At 56.1% G+C, this 17,728-nt stretch carries 17 protein-coding genes; 12 read left to right on the forward strand and 5 right to left on the reverse strand.

From position 1 onward, the window contains the following. Positions 1 to 60: 60 nt before the first annotated feature. The 3 genes from flgN to flgA all read right to left on the reverse strand — a co-directional run bounded on the left by flgN (position 61) and on the right by flgA (position 1,567). On the reverse strand, positions 61 to 492 hold the full coding sequence (flgN, locus tag AC6I8E_RS07040; protein ID WP_013357436.1) for a flagellar export chaperone FlgN: 432 nt from the start codon (positions 490 to 492) through the stop codon (positions 61 to 63). Between the two features lie 5 nt (positions 493 to 497). Then, positions 498 to 803, reverse strand: a complete 306-nt coding sequence (gene flgM / locus AC6I8E_RS07045; RefSeq protein WP_033732238.1) for a flagellar biosynthesis anti-sigma factor FlgM — start codon at positions 801 to 803, stop codon at positions 498 to 500. A gap of 104 nt (positions 804 to 907) precedes the next feature. After that, the gene (gene flgA / locus AC6I8E_RS07050) at positions 908 to 1,567 is read right to left on the reverse strand and encodes a flagellar basal body P-ring formation chaperone FlgA (RefSeq protein WP_497824591.1); all 660 of its coding nucleotides are present in this window, start codon (positions 1,565 to 1,567) and stop codon (positions 908 to 910) included. A gap of 154 nt (positions 1,568 to 1,721) precedes the next feature. Here flgA and flgB point away from each other — a divergent pair, with 154 nt between their 5' ends. The 11 genes from flgB (at position 1,722) to flgL (ending at position 11,693) form a co-directional block, all read left to right on the forward strand. Continuing rightward, positions 1,722 to 2,135 (forward strand): flagellar basal body rod protein FlgB, encoded by a 414-nt coding sequence (gene flgB / locus AC6I8E_RS07055; RefSeq protein ID WP_003849889.1) that lies wholly within the window; start codon positions 1,722 to 1,724, stop codon positions 2,133 to 2,135. A 2-nt stretch (positions 2,136 to 2,137) separates the two neighbouring features. Next, positions 2,138 to 2,542 carry a flagellar basal body rod protein FlgC gene (gene flgC / locus AC6I8E_RS07060; RefSeq protein ID WP_013357440.1) on the forward strand — a complete coding sequence of 135 codons (405 nt, stop codon included), beginning with the start codon at positions 2,138 to 2,140 and terminating at the stop codon, positions 2,540 to 2,542. Positions 2,543 to 2,554: 12 nt separating this feature from the next. Then, positions 2,555 to 3,229 (forward strand): flagellar hook assembly protein FlgD, encoded by a 675-nt coding sequence (gene flgD / locus AC6I8E_RS07065; protein ID WP_135909266.1) that lies wholly within the window; start codon positions 2,555 to 2,557, stop codon positions 3,227 to 3,229. A 26-nt stretch (positions 3,230 to 3,255) separates the two neighbouring features. Continuing rightward, positions 3,256 to 4,512, forward strand: coding sequence for a flagellar hook protein FlgE (gene flgE, locus AC6I8E_RS07070; RefSeq protein ID WP_135909264.1), 1,257 nt, complete (start codon positions 3,256 to 3,258; stop codon positions 4,510 to 4,512). Positions 4,513 to 4,532: 20 nt separating this feature from the next. Continuing rightward, complete coding sequence (locus AC6I8E_RS07075; protein ID WP_013357443.1) at positions 4,533 to 5,288, forward strand: flagellar basal body rod protein FlgF; 756 nt, start codon at positions 4,533 to 4,535, stop codon at positions 5,286 to 5,288. A gap of 17 nt (positions 5,289 to 5,305) precedes the next feature. Further along, positions 5,306 to 6,088, forward strand: coding sequence for a flagellar basal-body rod protein FlgG (gene flgG, locus AC6I8E_RS07080; RefSeq protein ID WP_003849881.1), 783 nt, complete (start codon positions 5,306 to 5,308; stop codon positions 6,086 to 6,088). A gap of 60 nt (positions 6,089 to 6,148) precedes the next feature. Next, entirely contained in the window at positions 6,149 to 6,859 is a 711-nt protein-coding gene (locus tag AC6I8E_RS07085) for a flagellar basal body L-ring protein FlgH (RefSeq protein ID WP_033732242.1), read from the forward strand. A 9-nt stretch (positions 6,860 to 6,868) separates the two neighbouring features. After that, positions 6,869 to 7,978, forward strand: a complete 1,110-nt coding sequence (locus tag AC6I8E_RS07090) for a flagellar basal body P-ring protein FlgI (protein ID WP_095707388.1) — start codon at positions 6,869 to 6,871, stop codon at positions 7,976 to 7,978. Continuing rightward, positions 7,978 to 8,940 carry a flagellar assembly peptidoglycan hydrolase FlgJ gene (gene flgJ, locus AC6I8E_RS07095; RefSeq protein ID WP_033732244.1) on the forward strand — a complete coding sequence of 321 codons (963 nt, stop codon included), beginning with the start codon at positions 7,978 to 7,980 and terminating at the stop codon, positions 8,938 to 8,940. The genes AC6I8E_RS07090 and flgJ overlap by 1 nt, the downstream gene beginning before the upstream one ends. A 123-nt stretch (positions 8,941 to 9,063) precedes the next feature. Next, positions 9,064 to 10,713, forward strand: coding sequence for a flagellar hook-associated protein FlgK (gene flgK, locus AC6I8E_RS07100; RefSeq protein WP_497824592.1), 1,650 nt, complete (start codon positions 9,064 to 9,066; stop codon positions 10,711 to 10,713). A 14-nt stretch (positions 10,714 to 10,727) separates the two neighbouring features. Then, complete coding sequence (gene flgL, locus AC6I8E_RS07105; RefSeq protein ID WP_418162274.1) at positions 10,728 to 11,693, forward strand: flagellar hook-associated protein FlgL; 966 nt, start codon at positions 10,728 to 10,730, stop codon at positions 11,691 to 11,693. A 348-nt stretch (positions 11,694 to 12,041) separates the two neighbouring features. Here flgL and rne read toward each other — a convergent pair whose 3' ends face one another. Then, on the reverse strand, positions 12,042 to 15,470 hold the full coding sequence (rne, locus tag AC6I8E_RS07110) for a ribonuclease E (RefSeq protein WP_497824593.1): 3,429 nt from the start codon (positions 15,468 to 15,470) through the stop codon (positions 12,042 to 12,044). Positions 15,471 to 16,043: 573 nt separating this feature from the next. Here rne and rluC point away from each other — a divergent pair. Beyond that, positions 16,044 to 17,000 carry a 23S rRNA pseudouridine(955/2504/2580) synthase RluC gene (rluC, locus tag AC6I8E_RS07115; protein WP_033732248.1) on the forward strand — a complete coding sequence of 319 codons (957 nt, stop codon included), beginning with the start codon at positions 16,044 to 16,046 and terminating at the stop codon, positions 16,998 to 17,000. A 13-nt stretch (positions 17,001 to 17,013) separates the two neighbouring features. On the opposite strand, the gene AC6I8E_RS07120 is transcribed toward rluC, so the two are convergent. After that, positions 17,014 to 17,601 (reverse strand): Maf family protein, encoded by a 588-nt coding sequence (locus tag AC6I8E_RS07120; RefSeq protein ID WP_370421526.1) that lies wholly within the window; start codon positions 17,599 to 17,601, stop codon positions 17,014 to 17,016. Positions 17,602 to 17,728 lie beyond the last annotated feature (127 nt).

Consider the following 17,728-nt stretch of genomic DNA (forward strand, 5'->3'; position numbering starts at 1 on the left):
GAAAAAACGCACCAACAAAAAATCCCGCACCAGGCGGGATTTTTTTCGCTACTTTGCGGCTCAGGCTTTTCGACTTAACGTTGCCTGACCTTTACCCATCCCATCCGGGCCATAAAAGGCCTGAGTCTGATGCGGCTTCAGCACTTCAAGTGCATTTTCGGTGTAGCGAATCTGATGCTGCAGCAGCATGCCATTATGAACATTGGCATCCTGCAGACGACGGGTATGCTGCTGAATAGTGTCCCAGCGGCGCGCCATGTCGTTCTGACCACGATAAGGTGCCGATGTCGCCTGACTCTGTTCAGCGGTGCGGCGCATCTCATCCAGATAGTTCAGCGTACTGAGCAGCGCACTTTTATCTTCGGTAATGCGCTGTAACAGGTTGCTGTTAATGCTGCCCGCTGCCAGTTGCTGCTGCTCTTCTTCCAGCACCGCTGAAAGCGACGCCAGCACGTCCTGCATCTTATCTAATGTGGTCTGCAAATTACTCATGGGAATTAATTACCCTCTAAATACGCCTTAGTGTCGGCAATCAGCGCATCGGCGATTTTGCCAGTATCCATCTTCAGTTCGCCATTACGAATGGCGGTTTTCAGTTGTTCAACGCGCTCGACGTTAATATCTTTGCTGCTCGGCTGCATCAGCTGCGACTGCGCGCTGCTCAGGCTGACCTGAGCTGCAGCGGGGGTCGTGGCTGCCACCGGGCTGGCACTCTGACGCACTTTGCTGCTGCCAGACTCACTGCTGTCGCGGCTCTGGACGGTGCTGGCGGGTTTCAGAGGTTGCGTTCTGTCAATGCTCATATTCGGGCTCCTGTACGGTCAGGGGAAATCTGCCACCTGAATCATAATAGCGTTATCGCTTTGTTGATTCTTCTATCGGCAGCACTGCGGGCTTCTTTAACACTTTACAGCGTTATAAGAATATTCCCATCCTCGCGCACCTTACCGCTGACAACCTGGCCATTTCCCATTCTCACCCGAACCGACTGCGAGCGGGCGGCATTGTTCAGCGCCTTGCCTTCACCGCTGGCGTCAAAGCCGTCGCCGCTGGCAATCACCATCACATTCTGACCCGCCTTAACACGCCATGGCTGACGCAGCGTGGAGGGATTAATCGGCTGTCCTGGCTGGATATCACGCAGCACTACGGCGTCTGCGACTGCGTCCGCATTCAGCAGGGCGCGGGCAGGCAGGGTATCAAGGCGGCCGGTCTGCAGCGTGAAATCACTTTCGCTGACGCTGCTGCCCTGGTTCAGCAGCCGGGTCGCTACCAGATAGGAACCGGTGACCTGAACCTGTACCTGGATATAACGGCGATTCTCATCGCAGTTTGCCGCCACGCTCATGTTGCCCCATAACCGGCTATTGCCTGGCAGGGTAAACTTAGGCGTCTCACAGGCTGGCCATTGCTCTTTCGGCGTGCGAACCACTACCACCATGCCTTCAGCATGCTGAGCGTCACGCGCTTTAAAAAATTGATTCAGTTGTGCATTGAGATCCCCGGCAGCAGCCGGCAGGGCGATCACGACCAGCAGGCTGGTCAGAAGAGTCAGATATCGACGCATTGTGCAGTTCCTCACTGATGATGGCGACGAGTGTACCCGTTAAGAAAAATCCTCAATTGTCAAAATAGCGGTCATTTAAGGCGTTATTCAGACGATGACGGCTTGCTTTTTCAAATTAAGCTGCGAGCTCGAAATTCTCATACGCGGAGGAAACATGCTCGACAAACTGGATGCGGCGCTGAAATTTGGAACGGAGGCCCTCAACCTGCGTGCTCAACGTCAGGAGATCCTGGCGTCAAATATTGCCAACGCCGATACCCCTGGTTATCAGGCCCGGGATATCGACTTTGCCAGCGAGCTGAGTCGGGTGATGTCCAATGGTCGTGCGGAAGGCAGCAGCATGGCGTTAAAAGTCACGTCAGCTCGCCACATTGAAGCACAGACAAACGGGGCGCCATCAATGGATATGCTTTATCGCATTCCTGACCAGCCTTCTGCCGACGGCAACACCGTAGATATGGACCGTGAGCGTACGCAGTTCGCGGATAACAGCCTGAAATATCAAACCGACCTCACCCTCATCAGTAGCCAGATCAAAGGCATGATGAGCGTGTTACAAGGGCAATAATTATGGCCTTGCTGAATATTTTTGACATTGCCGGCTCAGCGATGACCGCGCAATCACAGCGATTAAACGTCAGTGCCAGTAACCTGGCAAACGCCGACAGCGTCACCGGCCCCGATGGCAAGCCTTACGTGGCAAAGCAGGTGGTCTTCCAGACCGATGCGGCACCGGGTTCTGCGACCGGCGGTGTGAAAGTGGCACGCGTCGTGGACGATCCTACCCCTGCGAAGCTGGTCTATGACCCGGGCAACCCGATGGCCGATGCCAAAGGCTACGTGAAGATGCCGAACGTGGATGTGGTTTCTGAGAGCGTTAACACCATGTCGGCGTCACGCAGCTACCAGGCCAACGTCGAGGTGCTCAACACCGTGAAGTCGATGATGATGAAAACCCTGACGATCGGGCAATAACGGAGAAGAATTATGGCTATCGCGGTAGGCGTTAATGAAAAGCTGGACCCCACGGTCCTTAGCTCATCCAGCACCAGTGCAACCGGCAACAACGCACAGGATCTGCAGAATCAGTTCTTGACCATGCTGGTGACGCAGTTAAAGAACCAGGATCCAACCAATCCAATGGATAACAGCCAGCTCACCACGCAACTGGCACAGATCAATACCCTAAGCGGCATTGAAAAACTGAATACCACACTGGGATCGATCTCCGGTCAGATCAGCACCAGCCAGTCGCTGCAGAGCTCCACGCTGATTGGGCACGGCGTGATGGTTAATGGCGGACAGATTCTGGTAGGCAACGGCACCACAACGCCATTCGGCGTGGAGCTGGCTTCCGCCTCTACCGGCGCATCCGCCACCATTAAAGATGCCAATGGCACGGTGATCGACACCGTCGATCTGGGCGCGCTGAGTGCTGGCGTCCACACCTTCTCGTGGGATGGCAAGCTGACTGATGGCTCTGTCGCACCGGATGGTAAATACAGCGTTGCGATTGCCGCAAGCAATGGCAACACACAACTGGTGGCACAACCGCTTAACTACGCCTACGTCAATGGGGTGAGTACTGCGAATAACACCACAAAACTGGATCTCGGCACCATGGGCTCCGCCACCCTTGACGACGTACGTCAGATTCTCTGATTAACCTGTAGACAGGAAACAAACACATGTCATTTTCCCAAGCGGTCAGCGGCCTTGGTGCTGCTTCAAGTAACCTTGATGTCATCGGTAACAACATTGCCAACTCCGCGACAGCGGGCTTTAAATCCAGCACCATCGCGTTTGCCGATATGTTTGCCGGTTCTAACGTCGGTCTCGGTACCAAAGTCGCTGCGGTGATCCAGAACTTTAACGATGGCGCGACCACCACCACCAGCCGTGGCCTGGACGTTGCGCTGAGCGGTAACGGTTTCTTCCGTATGACCGACAGCAGCGGCGGCGTCTTCTATTCACGTAACGGTCAGTTAACGCTGGATGCCAACCGTAACCTGGTGAACACCCAGGGTCTGAACGTGACCGGCTATCCGGCAAGCGGTTCACCGGCCACTATCCAGTCGGGTGCGAACCCGGTGGCGCTGCGTATTCCTACCGAGCAGATGCCAGCCCGCGCCACCACTACCGCCGGTCTGGTTGCCAACCTGAACTCAACGGATACCACGCCAACGGTGACCACCTTCTCGACGGCGAACGCAGACAGCTACAACAAGAAAACCACCGCCACCGTGTTCGATTCGCAGGGTAATGACCACGCGCTCGACATGTATTTCGTGAAAGACACCACCAGCAACAGCTGGACAGTCCACACCATTGATGGCAACACCGGTACCTCAGCGGGTGACTTCAGAATGGCGTTTGATACCAGCGGTAAGCTGACCAGCGTCTCTAAGCTGGATGCTACCGGTGCCGTTGTGAGCACCACCACGGATGGCACCGTCGGCCTGACGCTGAACGTGGGTGGCGCCAATGGCGCGGTCGCCAATCAGCCGATTAACCTGAGCATGCTGGGCAGCCTGCAGCAGAACACCGGCGCTACCACCTTTGGCAGCCCGACGCAGGATGGCTATGCACCAGGCGATCTGACCAGCTACGCGATCAATGATGACGGCACCATTACCGGCAGCTACTCAAACAAGAAAACTCAGCTGCTGGGTCAGATTGTCCTGTCGAGCTTCTCAAACCCGGAAGGTCTGGAATCGAAAGGCGACAACGTCTGGCAGGCTTCGAGTGCATCCGGTCAGGCAGCCATTGGTCTGGCTAACACCGGCACCTTCGGTTCACTGACGTCGGGCGCACTGGAATCGTCCAACGTCGACATGAGTAAAGAGCTGGTGAACATGATCGTCGCGCAGCGTAACTATCAGGCGAATGCGCAGACCATCAAAACTCAGGACCAGATTCTCAACACGCTGGTTAACTTACGTTAATTCGCTAACAGGATTGCCATATGGATCACGCGATATATACCGCGATGGGCGCGGCCAGCCAGACGCTGGATCAGCAGGCGGTTACCGCCAGCAACCTCGCCAACGCCTCAACACCGGGTTTTCGTGCACAGCTGAATGCGCTGCGCGCGGTGCCGGTGAGTGGCTGGTCGCTGCCGACCCGTACGCTGGTCGCCGCCTCTACACCCGGCGCCGACATGAGTCAGGGCGCGATGGATTACACCGAGCGTCCGCTCGATGTGGCGGTGCAGCAGGATGGCTGGCTGGCGGTGCGTACCGCTGACGGCAGCGAAGCCTATACCCGCAACGGCAATATGCAAATCAGTCCGACCGGTACGCTGACGGTTCAGGGCAATCCTGTGATGGGCGATGGCGGTCCGATTGTGATCCCGCAGGGTACGGAAATCACCATTGCGGCAGACGGCTCCATCACCGGGCTGAATGCCGGTGATTCACCGAACGCCACGGTTCAGCTGGGCAAGCTGAAGCTGGTCAGGGCAACCGGGCAGGAGCTGCAGCGCAGTGATGACGGCATGTTCCGTCCTACTGCGTCGACGCAGGCGACCCGCGGTGCTGCACTGCAGGCTGACGCCACTATGCAGGTGATGCCTGGCGTGCTGGAAGGCAGCAACGTCAAACCAGTGGAAACCATGGTCGATATGATCGCCAACGCCCGACGTTTTGAGATGCAGATGAAAGTCATCACCAACGTCGACGAAAATGAACAAAAAGCCAATCAGCTCCTGAACATGAGCTAAGGCGCGAGGATAACAACATGATTCGTTCTTTATGGATCGCTAAGACCGGTCTTGATGCGCAGCAGATGAACATGGACGTCATTGCCAACAACCTGGCAAACGTCAGCACCAACGGCTTTAAACGTTCACGTGCCGTGTTCGAAGATCTGATGTACCAGACTATGCGCCAGCCGGGCACGCAGTCGTCAGAACAGACAACGCTGCCATCGGGCCTGCAGATCGGTACCGGTGTACGTCCGGTGACCACTGAGCGTCTGCACACCCAGGGCAACCTGTCGCAGACCAGTAACTCAAAAGATATCGCTATTAACGGTCAGGGTTATTTTCAGATTCAGATGCCGGACGGCACCTCTGCGTATACCCGTGATGGCGCGTTTCAGGTTGATCAGAACGGCCAGCTGGTGACCAACTCCGGTTTCCCGGTGCAGCCAGGCATTACCATTCCGGCCAACGCCACCAGCATTACGGTGTCGCGTGACGGTGTGGTCAGCGTGACGCAGCAGGGGCAGGCCCAGGCCGCGCAGGTCGGTCAGTTAACACTGAGCACCTTTATGAACGACGCCGGTCTCGATAGCGTGGGTGAAAACCTCTACAAAGAAACGCAGGCATCGGGCGCACCGACAGACAGCACCCCAGGCCAGAACGGCGCGGGTCTGCTCTATCAGGGCTACACCGAAACCTCGAACGTAAACGTGGCGGAAGAGCTGGTCACGATGATTCAGACGCAGCGCGCTTACGAAATCAACAGCAAGGCGATCAGTACCTCTGATCAGATGCTGGCGAAATTAACTCAGCTTTAATCCCGAACAGGGCCAGCCCGTGCTGGCCTGAATGACAGACATTAATAAGGTCGTGACGCCGTGGCGAAGCAACAGATTCTCAAGCCTGGACATTGGTTAGTCGCCTCGTTGCTGCTAACCCTCAACGGATGTGCCCTGGTCCCGCGTACCCCGCTGGTCGAAGGTGCAACTACAGCGCAACCAATGCCGTCCGCGCCACCGGTGGTCAACGGCTCTATATTCCAGGGCGTCGCGCCACTTAACTACGGCTATCAGCCGCTGTTTGAAGATCGCCGTCCACGCAACATCGGCGATACCCTGACCATCACGCTGCAGGAAAACGTCAGCGCCAGCAAAAGCTCCTCAGCCAGTGCCAGCCGCGACGGCAGCAACAGCTTTGGTGTAAGCGGCGTGCCGACGGGTCTGGCAGGCCTGGTGGGTGCAGGTGGCGAAAAAGCCAATCTCAGCGCCGAAGGCAAAAACGACTTCGCAGGTAAAGGCGGCGCATCTGCCAATAACACCTTTACCGGCACCATTACCGTCACAGTGGATCAGGTGTTGTCAAACGGCAACCTGCACGTGGTCGGTGAAAAACAGATCGCCATTAATCAGGGCACGGAGTTCATTCGCTTCTCGGGCGTGGTCAACCCACGCACCATCAGCGCCAGTAACGCCGTGTTATCTACCGCTGTCGCCGATGCACGTATTGAGTACGTCGGAAATGGTTACATCAATGAGGCGCAGACCATGGGCTGGTTCCAGCGTTTCTTCCTGAACATCTCGCCGATGTAAGAGGTTTCAATGAAAAAGTTAACGCTGTTACGCGCCGGGCTGGCGCTGCTGCTGGGCGTCAGCCTGCTGGCCAAAGCCGATTTGATTCGCGATTTAACCACGATACAGGGCGTACGTGATAACCAGCTGCTGGGCTACGGCCTGGTCGTGGGCCTGGATGGCACCGGTGACCAGACCACGCAGACGCCATTTACTACCCAGACAGTGAGCAACATGCTGTCACAGCTTGGCATCACCGTGCCTGCGGGCACCAACATGCAGCTGAAAAACGTGGCAGCCGTTATGGTGACCGCTAAGCTGCCGTCGTTTGCCCGTCAGGGACAGAACCTGGATGTGGTGGTCTCATCACTGGGTAACGCCAAAAGCCTGCGCGGCGGCACGCTGTTAATGACGCCGATGAAAGGGGTTGATAACCAGGTCTATGCGCTGGCGCAGGGCAACATCCTGGTCGGTGGTGCGGGTGCCTCTGCGGGTGGCAGCAGCGTTCAGGTCAACCAGCTGAACGGTGGCCGTATCACCGGCGGTGCAACGGTTGAACGTGAACTGCAGAGCAACTTTGGTTCGCAGAACACCATTAACCTGCAGCTTAATAACGAAGACTTCTCAATGGCGCAGCGTATTGCTGATGCGATCAACGCCCGTGGCGGTTATGGCGCAGCGCAGCCGCTGGATGCCCGTACCGTGCAGATCCGCGTGTCACCGAATAATGGTGCGCAGGTGCGTCTGCTGGCCGAGATCCAGAACATTGATGTCTCGATTCCGGTTGAAGATGCCAAAGTGATCATCAACTCCCGTACTGGCTCAGTCGTTATGAACCGCGAAGTCACGCTGAATCAGTGTGCAGTGGCGCAGGGCAACCTGTCAGTGACGGTTAACCAGCAGCAGAACGTCAGTCAGCCTGATACACCGCTGGCCGGTGGTCAGACCGTGGCGACGACGCAGACCCAGATCGATCTGCGCCAGACCGGCGGTGCGCTGCAGCGCGTCAATGCCAGCGCTAACCTGAACAACGTAGTGCGTGCGCTGAATGCGCTGGGTGCATCACCTATCGAACTGATGTCGATTCTGCAGTCGATGCAAAGTGCCGGCTGTCTGCGTGCCAAACTGGAAATTATCTGATGGCTGATATGCAATCTGTCACGAGTCCGGCTTTCGACAGCCGCTCCCTGAATGATCTTAAACGCCAGGCGAGCAACGATCCGAAAGGACATGCGTTGCAGGTTGCACGTCAGGTTGAAGGGATGTTTGTACAGATGATGCTGAAGAGTATGCGCGATGCATTGCCGCAGGACGGCATTATGGGCAACGAGCAGACCAAACTCTTTACCTCTATGTATGACCAGCAGATTGCACAGGAGATGGGCAAGCGTGGCCTCGGCCTGGCGGAAACCATCGTCAAACAGATGCAGCCCGCCACCGCGCCGGATGAAAAAGCCGGTACGGTGCCGATGAAGCTGGATAACAGCTTTATTCTCAGCACCAGCGGGGCCACACCACTGCCCGCCCAGCAGCTGGAGCAGATGGTGCGTAAGGCGATGCCACGACTGCCGCCGGTCGCGTCACCGACGGGGCTGCCGAGCGACAGCCGTGAGTTTATCGCTCAGCTGACGCAGCCAGCGCAGGCGGCCAGTCAGCAGAGTGGTATTCCGCATCATCTGATTCTGGCCCAGGCGGCGCTGGAGTCGGGCTGGGGCCAGCGACAGATCCTGACCCGCGACGGCAAGCCGAGCTATAACGTGTTCGGGATTAAAGCCAGCGGTGACTGGAAAGGTGAGACCACCGATATCATGACCACCGAATATGAGCAGGGTGCAGCGAAGAAAGTCCGTGCCAGCTTCAGGGTGTACAACTCCTATTTCGAGGCGCTGACCGACTACGTCAAACTGCTGACCAAAAACCCTCGCTATGCGGCGGTGACCAACGCCTCAAGCGCAGAGCAGGGCGCGCAGGCGTTACAGGCGGCAGGCTATGCTACCGACCCGAAATATGCGCAAAAGCTGGTGGGAATGATTCAGCAATTCAAAAGCATGGGTGACAAAGTCGTCAAAGCGTACAGCCAGGATATTGGCGACCTGTTCTGATTATTTCGCCTCAAGTTTCACTTAAGCAAGCCGATAACATCCCTATAGCCAGAAGCGTTTTCGCCTGCTGGCGCCCACTTTGATGTCTGCCAGCCCGGTTGACGGGGAACGTAAGGAACCGAGATGTCCAGCATAATTAACTCCGCGATGAGCGGATTGAGTGCCGCGCAGGCCGCTCTGAGCACCACCAGTAACAACATTTCTAACTACACCGTGGCGGGCTATTCACGTCAGACCACGGTACTGGCGCAGGCGAACAGTACCCTGCAGGGCAACAGCTATTATGGTAACGGCGTGAATATCACCGGTGTACAACGTGAATATGATTCATTCATTGCCACACAGCTGCGGGGTGCCAGCGCGAGCTACAGTGCGGTCGATACTCAGCATACGCAGATTTCTAACATTGACGATCTGCTGTCGACCGCGACGACCAGCCTGTCGACCTCGCTGCAGGGCTTCTTTACCAACCTGCAGAACGTCGTCAGCAACGCCAACGATCCGTCAGCGCGTCAGTCGATGCTCAGCAATGCGCAGGGTCTGGTAAACCAGTTCCAGACCTCAGCGCAATACCTGAACAATATGCAGAACAGCGTCAATTCCGATGTCAGTTCCAGTGTTAAACAGGTCAACACCCTCACCAGCCAGATTGCCGATCTTAACCAGCAGATTGGCAAGCTGACTAATGGCAACGGTGCTGCGCCTAACGATCTGCTTGATAAGCGTGATCAACTGGTCAATGACCTGAATAAAGTCGTTGGCGTGACGGTATCGCAGCAGGATGGCAATTACACCGTATCTATGGCCAACGGCCTGACGCTGGTGAACGGCAACAAATCTCACGATCTGGTGGCGATGAATTCCAGCAGCGATCCGACGCGCACCACTATTGGCTATGTCGATAAGCAGGCGGGCAACGTTGAGATCCCGGAAAAACTGATCACCACGGGTTCGCTGGGTGGTCTGCTGGCGTTCCGTACTCAGGATCTGGATCTGGCACAGAATCAGCTGGGTCAGTTAGCGGCTGCGTTTACTACCAGCTTTAACGATGTCCACAAGCAGGGCTTTGACAGCAACGGCGACCAGGGCGTCGATTTCTTTAATATCGGCAGTCCGCTGGTCGTGAGCAACAGCAAAAACAGCACCGCTGCCTCGGTTACCGCAGAGTGGACCGATACCAGCGCGCTGAAAGCCACTAACTATAACGTCAGCTTTGACGGCACAAACTGGACTGCCACGCGTGCCTCTGACAGCACCGCAGCCGCCATCACGCAGAGTACCGATGCCAGTGGCAATACCACGCTGAGCTTTGACGGCCTGAAACTGACCGTTGGCGCCACGCCTGCACCTGCCGCTAAAGACAGCTTCCTGGTGAAGCCGGTCCAGAATGTGGTTAACGACATGTCCGTCGCCATCACCAATGAATCTCAGGTGGCCGCAGCAGGTGCCGTGGGCGGTGAGAGTGATAACCGCAATGCGCAGAAACTGCTGAATCTGCAGGATGTAAAGCTGGTCGGCGGTAATGCCACGCTGTCGCAGGCCTATGCGGCTATCGTCAGCACCGTGGGTAACAAAACCAGCTCGCTGGAAACGACCAGTACAACTCAGAAAAGTGTGGTCAGTCAGCTGACCGAACGCCAGCAGTCGGTCTCTGGCGTAAACCTTGATGAAGAGTACGCCAATCTGACCAAGTATCAGCAATATTACATGGCCAATGCGCAGGTGCTTCAGACTGCCAGCACCGTGTTTAACGCATTGATCAATATTCGCTAAGGGCAGGAGATAACATGCGAATCAGTACAAATATGATTTTTGAGCAGCAGGTGCGCGGCATTACTGACTCACAGGCCTCCTGGCTGAAAGTGGGCGAGCAGCTTTCCAGCGGCCGCCGTGTCACCAACCCTTCGGATGACCCGATTGCCGCGTCACGTGCTGTGGTGCTGACTCAGACTCAGCAGCAGGGTGAACAGTATGCGCTGGCGCGCACCTTCGCTAAACAGGGCCTGTCCCTGGAAGACAATACGCTGAGGGGCGTTACTACTGCCATCACTACGGCGCAGACGCTGATCGTCAATGGTTCAACCGGTACGCTGAGTGACGACGATCGTGGTTCGATTGCTACCCAACTGGAAGGTGTTCGCGCCCAGCTGCTGAACCTGGCCAACAGCAAAGATGCCAATGGCCGCTATATTTTTGCCGGCTATAAAACCGACAGCGCGCCGTTTGTCGATACGGCGGGCACGGGCGTCAGTTACGCTGGCGGCACCGAAGCGATTACCCAGAAGGTGGATACCAGTCGTACCATGACCGTGGCGCATACCGGTGACAGCATCTTCATGTCAATCACTGGCAATGCCACCAAAGAACCGGATGGCAGCGCCAGCGAAACCAATCTGTTTAAAATGCTCGATAGCGCTATTGCGGCACTGAAAGTGCCACAGGATGATGCGGACGCCACGACTAAACAGACCTTCCAGAATGCAATGGATAAAACCAACCGCGGGCTGGGTAACGCACTGAATAATGTCTCCAGCGTGGAGTCTGAAATCGGTACTCAGCTTGGTGAAATCGATACGCTGGATGCACAGGGCGATGACCGTAAAGTGATTTACAGCTCGCAGATGAGTGACCTGGTTAACGTAGATTTAACGGAAGCGGCTTCCAGCTACACCATGCAGCAGACAGCACTTCAGGCCTCTTATAAGACCTTCACTGATATGTCGAAGATGTCGCTGTTCCAGATGAATTCGTAGTCTGACCTGAAATTTTGAGCGTACTTTAACCGGATGCGCTTACTTTTTCCCACTCTTCTGCTAAAGGAGAGTGGGATTTTTTTGCCTGTGATTCAGCTGGTGGCAGGGCGATTTTTCATAAAGTCTGCCTGTAGGGCTTTCCTGCTTCCTCATTTCACACTATCCCGCAGCCATGCATGCCTGATGCTTTCCCGCACTTTGTTACGGCCAAAATGACTGACGCCGTCTTTACTGATGGCTGACGACGTAAACGGGGCGATATTAATTCTTTTACTGCCTGGGGCTGAATCGATGCCATAAAAAAACCCCGGCTTTCAGGCCGGGGTTCAGTTCACAACAGCTTATGCGTTACGGCTTTGTCGCCGGGGCAGTGGCCTGATGGGTGGCGCTATGACCACCCGCAGAACCGCGACCGTCGAACTCATACGGCGCGCGTACCCAGTCACTGTGCGGAGCGGGTTCTGACTGCCAGACCGGCGCAGGCGCTTTAGTCATCGGCGCAGAGGCATAGTGCTTCCAGCGCGTACCGTCATTCGGCACCGCTTCAGCAGCCGGCGCTGATGTAGCAGGTTCAGCTGCCGTTACCGGTGCTGCAGGCGCGACATCACGCGCGGCAACCGGCGCATGAGGTTCACTGACTGGCGCGATTTCAGCGTTAGCAGCAACCGGCGCGTTCAGCACTTCTTCCACCTCTGCTGCGATCGCTTCGCTGACATCAGTAGCTGACTGCTCAGCAACGTCGGCAGGCTGTGAAACCTCAGCAGCTGGCGTTACCACCGCTGTTTCGGTGACCGGCTCAGCAGGCTGTGATACGGGCGTTTCAGCGACGGGCTCAGCAGGCACGGCTTCAGCCGCTACAGCTTCCGCTTTAGCTTCATCAGCAGCCGGAACAACAGAAGGCTGCTCATCAACCGGGGCGTCGATAGCACGGGTATCGTCAGTGTTGACGATCGCCACCGGCGTTTCTGCCTGCGGCTCGGCCTGTTGCACTGGTGCATCCTGAGCAACCGATTCAACGGCGGCAGCAACCGGCAGCGCAGGGGTCGCGTCTGCGGTCTCTTCGCTGTTATAAGCTGGCGTCTCATGCATTACATTCTGAACCTGCTCTTCGCTGGCCTGGCTCACCGGATAGCGAATCCAGACTTTGCCAGATGCCATTTCAGGTGAAGCAGCGGCAGCGGCCAGTGGCATAGCTGACTGCGTCGGGTAACGCTCATCACGGTAACGACGACGACGCTGTCCGCTGACGCGCAGATGACGTGGTGAACGACGTGAACGACGCGGCATATTGGCGTTATCGCGGCTGTCGTTGTCATCCTGCTCGTCACTCTGCGAAGCCTGGAACTCAGGCTGTGTCTGAGCAACGTCAGCTGGCTGTGACTGACGCACTTCAGCAGGCTGGGCAATGTCGCTGGCTTCGGCTGGCATAGGCGGACGGTTATCATCCACACGCACCTTCTGGTTAAGCTGACGCGGCTTACGACGCGGCATAACCTGAACGCGTTCATCATCCTGCGCCTCAGTGACGTCCTGGGCTTCAGCAACGACGGCTGGCTGCTCAGCCGCTTTGGCCGCTTCTTCACCGGCACGTTTCTCTTCCTGACGACGACGCTGACGTTCAGCACGCTGTTCACGACGCTGTTGCTGCTGCTCATCACGCTGCTGACGCGCTTCTTCGCTCAGTGCCGGACGCTCTTCGCGCACTTCACCCGTCTGAGACTGACGCTTGTTGCGACGGTTGTCGTTGCCATCGCGCGGCTCGCGGCTTTCACGTGGCTCACGACTTTCGCGCGGTTCACGGCTTTCACGCGGCTCGCGACTTTCGCGTGGTTCACGGCTTTCACGGGACTGTGCATTGTCACCGTTACGCGGCGTACGTTCACGGCGATTGTTGTTACGACGGTTGTTATTGTTGCTGCGGCGCTCGCCACGACCACTGTTGCTTTCCTGCTCTTCAGTCGCTTTCTGCGGTTCAGCAACCTCAGTGGCCACTGGTGCAGCAGCAGGCGCTTCTTCGCCAGCGAACATTTTTTTCAGGCCGCCAAGCAGACGCCCGAAGAAACCGGTGCTGACGGTCGCTGGTGCAGCAACAGTCGGGGCTGATTTTGCTGCTGGCTGAGCTTCAGTGCGCTTCACTTCTGGCTCAACTTCTACCGGCGCAGGAGGCGCATCAGGCATCACAAAGGCGGCCAGAGCAGGCTGCTCAGGACGACGGCGCTCAGCATGTTCCTCTTCCGATGGCATCGCCATTTCGGCTTCATGCAGCTTCGGCAGATGATAACTCAGGGTCTGCGTCTCTTCGCCTTTACGTACGCGCAGTACGGAGTAGTGCGGGGTCTGCATCTTGTCATCAGGAACGATGATTGCCCGCACGCCACCCTGGCGTTTTTCGATCGCGTTAACCGCTTCACGTTTTTCATTCAGCAGGTAAGAAGCAACCTGAACCGGAACAATGGCGTGAACTTCTTTGGTGTTGTCTTTCAGCGCTTCTTCTTCAATCAGACGCAGAATGGACAGCGCCAGTGACTCGTTATCACGGATGGTGCCGGTGCCGCTACAGCGTGGGCAGACGTGATGACTGGATTCACCTAATGACGGGCTCAGACGCTGACGGGACATCTCCAGCAGGCCGAAACGTGAAATGTGGCTGATCTGAATACGGGCGCGGTCCTGACGGACAGCTTCACGCAGACGGTTCTCAACGGCGCGCTGATGGCGTACCGGCGTCATATCGATGTAATCGATAACGATCAGGCCGCCCAGGTCACGCAGGCGCAGCTGACGGGCAATCTCATCGGCCGCTTCAAGGTTGGTGTTGAAGGCCGTCTCTTCGATGTCACCGCCACGCGTGGCGCGAGCTGAGTTGATATCGATAGCGGTCAGCGCTTCGGTACTGTCGATCACAATCGAACCACCGGAAGGCAGGCGGACTTCACGCTGGAAGGCGGATTCGATTTGCGATTCGATCTGATAGTGGCTGAACAGCGGGATTTCACCGGTGTAGAGCTTAATTTTGCTGCTGAAGTCCGGACGACCCAGCGCCGCGATATGCTGACGCGCGAGTTCCAGCACTTTCGGATTATCGATAAGGATTTCACCGATGTCCTGACGCAGATAGTCGCGGAAGGCACGCACAATCACGTTGCTCTCCTGATGGATCAGGAACGGAGCAGGGCGGTTTTCAGCGGCTTTCTTAATCGCTTCCCAGTGTTTGAGACGGAAGCTTAAGTCCCACTGCAGTGACTCGGCAGATTTACCAACACCGGCAGTGCGCACAATCAGGCCCATGCCTTCCGGCAGATCCAGCGCTGACAGGGCTTCTTTCAGTTCGGTACGATCGTCACCTTCGATGCGGCGAGAGATACCGCCTGCACGTGGGTTATTCGGCATCAGTACCAGGTAGCTGCCCGCCAGAGAGATAAAGGTTGTCAGCGCAGCGCCTTTGTTACCGCGTTCTTCTTTATCGATCTGAACAATGACTTCCTGGCCTTCACGCAGCACGTCTTTAATATTAGGACGACCATGTGCGTTATAGCTGGAGGGGAAATATTCGCGGGAAATTTCTTTTAACGGGAGGAAACCGTGACGCTCTGCGCCATAATCGACAAACGCAGCTTCAAGGCTGGGTTCGATGCGAGTGATTTTACCTTTGTAGATGTTGGCTTTTTTCTGTTCGTGTCCAGGACTTTCGATATCCAGATCGTACAGACGCTGACCGTCAACCAGGGCAACGCGCAACTCCTCCTGCTGAGTTGCGTTTATTAACATTCTTTTCATCGTGACTTACTCGTTATTCTTTCATGAGTGATTACAGCTGCGGGCATAGTTACCCTGGACGAGTATCAACCGATGGCCCCGTGACTTAGTGCAATGTCGTCAGCCTCACGGCTGTCGACCGCGCGAGGGGCGCAAATAACGTCGGTGGCCTGTTTTTCATAAGGGAAAACAGCACCAGATAGTGGAAATGCCTGAGAGAATAATGAAAACCCGTGCATCCCATACTGTTGTCCAGGCCGCAACCCGCAGCCCGCTAAGTGCCTGATTTCGCATTACGTCTTACGCCATTGCTGCGTGTCTGCTCAATCCGGCAAAATGACAATTTCGCTCGGTTTCTGCTCTGAAATGCTTCAGTTAAGAAACTCAGGCATTATTCCATTGCTAACCTTCATATAGCAAGGCGACTTTAGCCAGCTTGTGAAGTTTCTTTACATTTAACTTGCTAATGTGTCGGACAAAGCAGCGGTTTGCTGAAAAAGCCAGCAGAGAAGCGACCTGCCATCACATCAACCCCAGAGTTAAGCACAGAAAAAGGGGTGGCGCTATCAGGGGACACTATTTAGAATCGCCGCCATGAAAACAGAGAATCCCGGCGTACATTTTGTCGCCATCACGGCTGAAAATGCCGGACAACGTATTGATAACTTTTTGCGCACCCAGCTCAAGGGTGTGCCAAAGAGCATGATTTATCGCATCGTACGCAAGGGTGAGGTGCGGGTGAATAAAAAGCGCGTCAAGCCTGAGTACAAGCTGGAGGAGGGGGATGAGGTTCGCATTCCGCCGGTCCGGGTCGCGGAGCGCGATGAAGACGCCGTATCACCTAAGCTGGCGAAGGTCGCTTCGCTGGCGGACGCTATTCTCTTTGAGGATGAGTCGCTGCTGGTGATGAACAAGCCGTCCGGCACGGCCGTGCATGGTGGCAGCGGACTCAGTTTCGGGGTGATTGAAGGGCTGCGTGCGCTGCGCCCGGAAGCGCGCTTCCTGGAACTGGTGCATCGCCTGGATCGTGACACCTCCGGCATTCTGCTGGTTGCGAAAAAGCGTTCAGCGCTGCGTTCCCTGCATGAGCAACTGCGTGAAAAGGGGATGCAAAAAGATTATCTGGCCCTGGTACGCGGCAACTGGCCGTCGCATCTGAAGGTCGTTCAGGCTCCCCTGCTGAAAAATATTCTCCAGAGTGGTGAGCGTGTCGTACGCGTCAGCAGCGAAGGTAAAGCCTCTGAAACCCGCTTTAAAGTGGAAGAGCGGTTTGAGTTTGCCACACTGGTGAAAGCCAGTCCGGTCACCGGACGGACGCACCAGATTCGTGTACATACGCTGCATGCTGGCCACCCCATCGCCTTCGACGATCGCTATGGTGAACGTGACTTTGACAGTCAGCTGGCATCAACCGGTCTGAAACGCCTGTTCCTGCATGCGGCGGCACTGACCTTTACCCATCCCGGCACTGGCGAAGTCATGCGTGTTGAAGCGCCACTGGATGAGGGCCTGAAGCAGTGCCTGAATAAACTGCGTCAGCTTAAGGCGTAATCGTTCTCCGGCATCACTCCGTTAAAGGATTGATGCCGGCCTGCTGCAACATCCCGTTGAGCGCAATCAGCGGCAGCCCGACCAGCGTATTAGGATCGCGCCCCTCCAGCCGGTCAAACAGACAAATTCCCAGACCTTCACTTTTAAAACTGCCTGCACACTGCAGCGGCTGCTCCTTTTCCACATATCCGGCGATTTCAGTGTCGGTCAAGGTGCGGAAATGCACCACGAAGGGTTCGCAACACTGCAGCAGCCTGCCACTGGCCGGATGAAACAGCGCCAGTCCGGTGTAAAAGGTAATCGCCTGACCGCTGGCGGCACGCAGTTGCGCCCGCGCATTCTCAGCCGTGTGTGGTTTACCGGCGATCGCGCCATCCAGCACGCAGACCTGATCTGAGCCGATTATCCAGTGGCGGGGATAGGTTCCAGCCAGCGCCTGCGCTTTCGCCACGGCAAGACGAATCACCAGTGCTTCGGCATTTTCACCGGGCTGCGGTGACTCATCTACATCAGGCGCAGCGGTAATAAAAGGCAGGCCCAGCTTACGCAGTAATGCCTGCCGGAAGGGCGAGGTTGAAGCTAAAAGAATCGATGGCGTCATTTTTTTTCAATAGTGATAGCGAATTGGTGACAGTCATTTTAAACTGTGCGCCGCACTGGATGCGAATAGTGGTTGAAAGATGCTGTTTAACGGCCTTTTTCTTTGACTCTATGACATTACAAAGTTA

The sequence above is a fragment of the Pantoea sp. X-Soil-YNGN-785 genome (assembly GCF_059730585.1).

Coding starts and splice junctions, on each gene's coding strand:
- flgM (WP_033732238.1), bottom strand. CDS start 803: ATGAGCATTGACAGAACGCAACCTCTGAAACCCGCCAGCACCGTCCAG.
- flgB (WP_003849889.1), top strand. CDS start 1,722: ATGCTCGACAAACTGGATGCGGCGCTGAAATTTGGAACGGAGGCCCTC.
- AC6I8E_RS07090 (WP_095707388.1), top strand. CDS start 6,869: ATGAAAAAGTTAACGCTGTTACGCGCCGGGCTGGCGCTGCTGCTGGGC.
- AC6I8E_RS07075 (WP_013357443.1), top strand. CDS start 4,533: ATGGATCACGCGATATATACCGCGATGGGCGCGGCCAGCCAGACGCTG.
- flgE (WP_135909264.1), top strand. CDS start 3,256: ATGTCATTTTCCCAAGCGGTCAGCGGCCTTGGTGCTGCTTCAAGTAAC.
- flgD (WP_135909266.1), top strand. CDS start 2,555: ATGGCTATCGCGGTAGGCGTTAATGAAAAGCTGGACCCCACGGTCCTT.
- flgJ (WP_033732244.1), top strand. CDS start 7,978: ATGGCTGATATGCAATCTGTCACGAGTCCGGCTTTCGACAGCCGCTCC.
- flgL (WP_418162274.1), top strand. CDS start 10,728: ATGCGAATCAGTACAAATATGATTTTTGAGCAGCAGGTGCGCGGCATT.
- rne (WP_497824593.1), bottom strand. CDS start 15,470: ATGAAAAGAATGTTAATAAACGCAACTCAGCAGGAGGAGTTGCGCGTT.
- AC6I8E_RS07120 (WP_370421526.1), bottom strand. CDS start 17,601: ATGACGCCATCGATTCTTTTAGCTTCAACCTCGCCCTTCCGGCAGGCA.
- flgG (WP_003849881.1), top strand. CDS start 5,306: ATGATTCGTTCTTTATGGATCGCTAAGACCGGTCTTGATGCGCAGCAG.
- flgA (WP_497824591.1), bottom strand. CDS start 1,567: ATGCGTCGATATCTGACTCTTCTGACCAGCCTGCTGGTCGTGATCGCC.
- flgN (WP_013357436.1), bottom strand. CDS start 492: ATGAGTAATTTGCAGACCACATTAGATAAGATGCAGGACGTGCTGGCG.
- flgK (WP_497824592.1), top strand. CDS start 9,064: ATGTCCAGCATAATTAACTCCGCGATGAGCGGATTGAGTGCCGCGCAG.
- rluC (WP_033732248.1), top strand. CDS start 16,044: ATGAAAACAGAGAATCCCGGCGTACATTTTGTCGCCATCACGGCTGAA.
- flgC (WP_013357440.1), top strand. CDS start 2,138: ATGGCCTTGCTGAATATTTTTGACATTGCCGGCTCAGCGATGACCGCG.